General features: G+C 61.6%; 6 protein-coding genes and 1 pseudogene. 6 read left to right on the top strand and 1 reads right to left on the bottom strand.

The annotated features are described in order from the left end of the window. Window positions 1–249 precede the first annotated feature (249 nt). The 6 genes from OC184_RS19185 to uxuA are packed head-to-tail and all read left to right on the top strand — an operon-like array spanning window position 250 to window position 6,106. Window positions 250–942 carry a GntR family transcriptional regulator gene (locus OC184_RS19185; protein ID WP_265508759.1) on the top strand — a complete coding sequence of 231 codons (693 nt, stop codon included), beginning with the start codon at window positions 250–252 and terminating at the stop codon, window positions 940–942. A gap of 40 nt (window positions 943–982) precedes the next feature. Further along, complete coding sequence (locus OC184_RS19180; protein WP_265508758.1) at window positions 983–1,948, top strand: TRAP transporter substrate-binding protein; 966 nt, start codon at window positions 983–985, stop codon at window positions 1,946–1,948. 47 nt (window positions 1,949–1,995) lie between these two features. Continuing rightward, the gene (locus OC184_RS19175; RefSeq protein ID WP_265508756.1) at window positions 1,996–2,496 is read left to right on the top strand and encodes a TRAP transporter small permease; all 501 of its coding nucleotides are present in this window, start codon (window positions 1,996–1,998) and stop codon (window positions 2,494–2,496) included. After that, the gene (locus tag OC184_RS19170; protein ID WP_265508755.1) at window positions 2,496–3,773 is read left to right on the top strand and encodes a TRAP transporter large permease; all 1,278 of its coding nucleotides are present in this window, start codon (window positions 2,496–2,498) and stop codon (window positions 3,771–3,773) included. Before OC184_RS19175 ends, OC184_RS19170 begins: the two co-directional genes overlap by 1 nt. Window positions 3,774–3,779: 6 nt before the next feature. Next, the gene (locus OC184_RS19165) at window positions 3,780–4,850 is read left to right on the top strand and encodes an L-idonate 5-dehydrogenase (protein ID WP_265508754.1); all 1,071 of its coding nucleotides are present in this window, start codon (window positions 3,780–3,782) and stop codon (window positions 4,848–4,850) included. Window positions 4,851–4,876: 26 nt separating this feature from the next. Then, window positions 4,877–6,106, top strand: coding sequence for a mannonate dehydratase (uxuA, locus tag OC184_RS19160; protein WP_265508753.1), 1,230 nt, complete (start codon window positions 4,877–4,879; stop codon window positions 6,104–6,106). Between the two features lie 207 nt (window positions 6,107–6,313). Here the strand turns inward: uxuA and OC184_RS20750 are convergent. After that, window positions 6,314–6,397 (bottom strand): annotated as a pseudogene (locus OC184_RS20750) (IS6 family transposase); the annotation flags it as partial.

Here is a 6,397-nt window from a genome sequence, read left to right as displayed (position 1 = left end):
AAAGGGGAAAGCTTGGCCATCTGCGCGTCGGTCAGCCAGAAAAGGTCGCTCATGTCACCGCTCCGTTTTCCGAGCCGTGAATCACGCAGCACATCGAAAATCAATGCATCCTGACCCTAGCAGGGGTCTGCCTCGTATTACTGATGGCTATTCATGACCACGTCCGTCCTGAGGGCACTTCACAAGTGGAAAAACTTCTAGACTGGAATGGTAGTATAGTTTATGACACCCGCAGGAGGATCCAATTAGATGCAGGCTCTGGCAACATCTAGGTGGCGCGACCAGCAGCCCGTACGCATGAATACAGCTGCCATGCTGTACCACGCGTTGCGCGAAGCGATCGTTTCGAACGCATTACCCCCGGAGACGCGCTTGTCGGAAGTCGATACGGCGCAGCAGTTCGGGGTCAGCCGGCAACCTGTCCGTGAAGCGTTCATCGCCTTGGCGGGACATGGACTTGTTGATGTCCGTGCGCAGCGCGGCACATTCGTGACCCGCATCTCGGTGGACGCCGTGATGGATGCCCGCTTCGTTCGAGAGGCCATAGAAGCCGATATCGTCAAGCTGCTTGCGGCGAAGCCGGACATTGCAGTTATCGATGACCTGCAGGTTCAATTGGCACGTCAGTCCGAGCTTATTGGTGGATCGCCTGCCGACTTCATCGAGGCTGACGAGGCGTTCCATCGAACCCTTGCCGATGCCGCCGGAAAATCAGGCGCCTGGCAAGTTGTCGTGGAGATGAAAGCGCAGATGGACCGGGTGCGCGTCCTGTCGACCCAACATTTTTCGGTTGAACGGCTTATCGGGCAACACAGGGCGGTCGTCCTGGCGATCGAGAGCGGCGATGCCGCACGATCCGAGGCCGCAATGCGCACCCATCTGCAAGGGATCCTGGCAGACCTGCCGATCATCAAGCAACAGCGCCCCGACTATTTTACTTAAAACCCGGCACCGCCGGACCTGATCCTTGGAGGAGGACCACATGACGATCACCCGCTTCTTCACTGCCGGCATTGCGGCGACACTGATGGCCACAACAGCCATGGCCGCTGATGTCACGCTCAAGCTGGGCCATCTGGCCAACGAGGAGAACATCTGGCACAAGGCGGCGCTTCATTTTGCCGAAGAGGTCGAAAAGGGCACCGAAGGCCGCGTCGAGGTTCAAGTTTTCCCAAACGAGTCTCTTGGCAAGGAGATTGACGTCATCAACGGCATGCAGCTCGGCACTGCCGACATGACAATAACGGGTGAAAGCCTGCAGAACTGGGCGCCCCAGGCGGCGCTGCTAGCGCTGCCTTATGCGTACCGATCGCTGGAACACATGGATGACGTCGCATCGGGTGAGATCGGCGACCGGATCGAAGCCGAGATCATCGACAAGGCCGGCATCCGGCCGCTGACCTACTTTGCCCGCGGACCACGCAACCTGTCGGCCAACCAGGAGATCACGTCGCCCGATCAGCTGAACGGGTTCAAGCTGCGGGTACCGAACGTGCCGCTGTTCGTCTCCACTTGGCAGGCTTTGGGCGCGAATCCCACACCCATGGCGTTCTCTGAAGTCTTCACCTCACTTCAGAATGGAACGATCGACGGGCAGGAAAACCCGCTTGCCCTGTTCCAGTCCGGCGGTTTCTATGAAGTACAGGACACAGTCAACCTGACCGAGCACGTGCGGTCATGGATCTACCTGACCATCTCGGAGAATGCCTGGAACAAGCTGTCGCCTGAAGATCAGGCCGCCGTGCAGGCGGCAGCTGACAGCACCCAAAAGTTTGAGCGCGAGCTTTTCCTGGCCAACGAGCAGGAACTTGTCGAACAGCTCGAGGCCGAGGGTGTGACCTTCGTCGAGGTTGACCAGCAGGCATTTGCCGACGCGGCCCGTGACGCGGTGATTGCTGGCGTGGCCGAGGAAATCCGCCCCACCGTCGAAGAGATCTTCAACAACTGAAGCTTGGTGCCGGGGTCATATCCCGGCGCCGTCACCGGAGACAGTCCATGACCAAGGCCTTCAATGGTCTGGAGGGGCTTTGCCGCCTCCTGATCCTCGCTGCGTTCCTGCTACTTTCGGCATCAGTCCTGCTCCAGGTTTTTGCCCGCACGTTCCTGGCCACGGCCCCGGTCTGGACCGAGGAGCTGACGCGCTTTTGCCTGATCTACATTGCCGCCCTGGGCGCCGGGGTGTCTTTGCGCACTGGCGACATGGTGAACGTCGATCTGCTTTGCGAAAGCCTGCCCGGCCGCTTACCCTGGCTGCTGCGGTTGACCAGCGCCATCGTGACGGTGCTGTTTGCAGGACTTCTGGTGTCGGCAGCCTGGCAGTTCACCCAGGTGGGTGCAAGGCAGACGGCGCCCTCGCTTGGCTGGAGAATGGACTTCCTGCATGCGACCATGATGGTCCTGTTCGTCACTCTTGGCCTTTGGGCACTGATGCGGGTGTACGAGATGCTGACCGGTCGGAATGACGGCCGCCCTCTTCCCGTGTCGGAGGAACTCTGATGGGACTGACCCTGCTTCTTGGCGTTTTTGTCCTGGGGCTAGCCATCGGCCTGCCGGTAGCCGTGACGCTTGGCCTGTCGTCCATGGCCTACCTGCTATTCGCTGAAATCCCCCTCGTTGTCATCCCGCAGAAGATGTACGCCGGGATCGACAGCTTCGTGCTGCTGTGCATTCCCGGCTTCATCCTGGCAGGCAACCTGATGAACTCTGGCGGCATTACCGAACGGATCATCCGCTTTGCCAACGCCTTGGTTGGCTGGATGCGCGGCGGACTGGCACAGGCCAACATTGCGGCCTCGATGCTGTTCGGCGGCATCTCGGGGACTGCAGTGGCCGATGTCGCCTCGGTCGGCGGCATGATGATCCCCGGCATGACAAAGGCGGGCTACCCTGCCGCGTTCTCGGCCGCCGTTACTGCCTCGTCCTCGACCGTCGGTCCGATGATCCCGCCGAGCGTGCCCATGATCATTGTGGGCTCGCTGTCCGGGATGTCGGTCGGCAAGCTGTTTCTGGGCGGCGCCGTCCCCGGCATCCTGATGGGGCTGGCGATGATGGTCACCACGGTCATTCTGGCCCGCAAGCACAAGTTCCCCCGCGAGCCCTGGCAGGGCATGAAGGAGCTCTTCAGTTCATTCAGCGGGGCAATATGGGCGATCGCAATGACGGTCCTGATCGTTGGCGGGTTGCTGACTGGCTATACCACACCCACAGAGACGGCGATCGTGGCCTCGCTTTACGCCATGCTTGTCGGCCTCTTCGTTTATCGAGAACTGCCTTGGCGCGCGATCCCCGGCATCATCACCAACAGCGCCATCAGCGCGGCCGGCATCCTGGTGCTGGTGGGCACGGCCAATGTCTTCGGCTGGATTTTGGTGTCAGAACGCATTCCACAGATGCTTGCCGACGGGGTGCTGTCGATCACCGACAACAGGTTCCTGGTGATCCTGCTGATTAACCTGCTGCTGCTGTTCGTCGGCATGTTCATGGAAACGATCGCGGCGCTGATCATCCTGTTCGTGCCGCTGCAGACGCTGGCATTGGCAGTGGGCATCGATCCGCTGCACTTCGCCGTCTTCGCCGTCATGAACCTGATGATCGGCCTGACCACCCCGCCGGTGGGGGTCTGCCTCTTTGTGGCCGCCAATATCGCGCGGCTTCCGCTGTCGCCGGTGATCCGGGCTATCACGCCCTATATCCTGACGAACCTGTTCATGCTGCTGATGGTCAGCTACTTCCCGCCGCTGTCCACCTGGCTGCCCAACTGGCTGATGCCCTGAGGTTCCATGACTGAGCTTGCCCCGAACCGCGTCGTTCGCCTGAACGGCCAAAACGACCTGAACATCGCCACAACAGAACCTGCGCCTTTGCAAGCCGGAGAAGTCCGCGTGGCTGTTTTGGCAGCCGGCATCTGCGGCTCAGACCTGCATTACTGGCAGGAAGGCGGGATCGGCACGATCCGCGTCCGCGAGCCTATCATCCTTGGTCATGAGGCTGCAGGCAGGATTACCGAGGTCGGCCCGGGCGTGGAAGATCTGCACAAGGGGCAGCTGGTCGCCATGAACCCCTCGCACCCTTGCGGGACATGCAGGTTCTGCACCCAGGGCCTGCCGCATCACTGCCTGGCGATGCGGTTCAAGGGATCGGCCATGTACCTTCCGCACGAACAGGGCATGTTCCGCGACTGGATGACGATCGGCGCAGCGCAATGCCATCCTCTGCCCGAAGGCATCACCCCCGGCGCCGCAGCCTGCGCCGAGCCATTGGCGGTCTGCGTCCACGCCGCCAACCGTGCCGAGGCGATGGCGGGTCCGCTGGTTGGGAAGACGGTGCTGGTTACCGGTGCCGGGCCGATCGGCGCCCTCTGCGTTGCGGTGGCGCGGCAACGCGGCGCGGCCACCATCATCGTGACCGATATCCAGGACGCGACGCTGGCCGTCGCCGGCAAGATGGGCGCCGATCATCTGGTGAACCCCGTCACGGATGCGGCTGGCCTCGACCAGTGGCGGTCAGAGAAGGGCCGCGTTGACCTGGTCTTCGAATGTTCGGCGGCGGCTTCGGCCATTACCGACGCGGTCAGCTGCCTGCGTCCGCTTGGAACCCTCGTCCAGGTGGGCGTGGCGGGACCGACCGCCCTGCCGCTGAACCTGATGGTCGGCAAGGAGATCGTCTTCGCAGGGTCACATCGCTTCGACACAGAATTTGCCGAGGCGGTCCGGTTGATCGGCACTGGCGAAATTGACCCGCTTCCGATGATCACCGCAACCTATCCGATGACTGATGCCGAAACCGCCTTCCGGGCCGCGTCCGACAGGGCGCGTTCGGTCAAGGTGCAACTTTCTTTTGCCGACAGCTGATCGGCCGACGACAGAGAGACCTCAACATGAAACAGACCTGGCGTTGGTTCGGACCCAAGGACCTCGTTTCCATCGACGACATGCTGCAGGCTGGTGTCGAAGGCGTCGTGACAGCGTTACACCACGTGCCGACGGGCGAGGTGTGGCAACCGGCCGAGATCGAGGAACGTCAGGCGAGGCTTGCCGTCATGAAGGACGGCAGCCCGTCAGGACTGACCTGGGATGTCGTCGAAAGCTTGCCGGTTTCCGAGGATATCAAGCGGCAGACCGGCGATTGGAAGCGGCACATCGACAACTGGAAGACCTCGATGCGCAACCTGCGCGCGGCGGGTCTCGAGGTGATCTGCTACAATTTCATGCCGATCCTCGACTGGACACGTACGGACTTGGCCTATCGGCTGCGCAACGGGGCAACCTGCATGCGCTTTGACGCCATCGATTTTGCGGCGTTCGATCTGTTCATCCTCGACCGCCGCGGCGCGACCGAGGGCTATGTTCCGGAGATCGTCGAGAAGGCTCGCGACAGGCTGGCGACCATGAACGATGCTCGCCGCCAGGAATTGACCGGCAACGTTGTCTTCGGCCTGCCCGGCGCAGCTGAGCGGATGACGCTGGACGACGTGAAGACGCATCTGGCCCACTATGACCGCATCACCCCGGACCAACTGCGCGCGCATCTAATCGATTTTCTTGCCGAGGTGACGCCCTTGGCCGAGGAGCTGGGGATGCGCCTGTGCTGCCACCCCGATGATCCGCCTTTCCCGCTGCTGGGACTGCCACGCATCATGTCGACCGAGGCCGACTACAAGGCGGTCATGGATGCGGTGGACCTTCGTGCCAATGGCATCACGCTCTGCACCGGCTCGTTGGGGGCGCGCGCCGACAACGATCTGCCCGGCATGATGTCGCGCCTGGGAGACCGTGTGCATTTCCTGCATCTGCGCAATGTCGCGCTCGAGGAAGCACATCTAGGCGGCTCGTTCCATGAGGCGGCCCATCTTGAGGGTAATACCGACATGGTGGTCATGATCGCTGCCATTCTGGCAGAGGAAGCACGGCGTCAGGCGGAAGGCCGGGCTGACTGTCAGATCCCGATGCGCCCCGACCACGGACAGGATATTCTTGATGACCAGAACCGCAAGGCGCAGCCTGGCTATCCGGCAATCGGTCGCTTGAAGGGGCTGGCTGAACTCCGCGGTATCGCCGCTGCCTTGGCGCATCCCGCTGCAGTTGCTGGGCGTCAACTCTCGTCATAGAGCGGATGAAGACCTTGTCCGAGAGGATCGCAGCACTGTCCGGCCGGTTTTTCGTGCGGGCGGTACAGAGCGAGATTATCTGCCGGGCCTCCGGCCGGCCCAGAGTGGCTTCACCGCTGCTCAATATGCCATCGAACTTTTCAGCTGCTCGTTCGGTTCTGTCGCATGAATTCTGCCAGTCAGCCGTCAGCCGTTGTGGAGGCATGACTATGCCGCAAGCGCCGCAAATTGCTGGAAGGCGGTAAAGCGGGTTCCGCCGAGTTGACCCTTTCGGATCATGTGAACGGTTTC

It is taken from the genome of Paracoccus rhizosphaerae (assembly GCF_026162645.1).
GTDB lineage: Bacteria > Pseudomonadota > Alphaproteobacteria > Rhodobacterales > Rhodobacteraceae > Paracoccus > Paracoccus rhizosphaerae.
The sequence above is the reverse complement of the archived record's forward strand: the minus strand, read 5'-3'. Positions and strand labels throughout refer to the sequence as shown.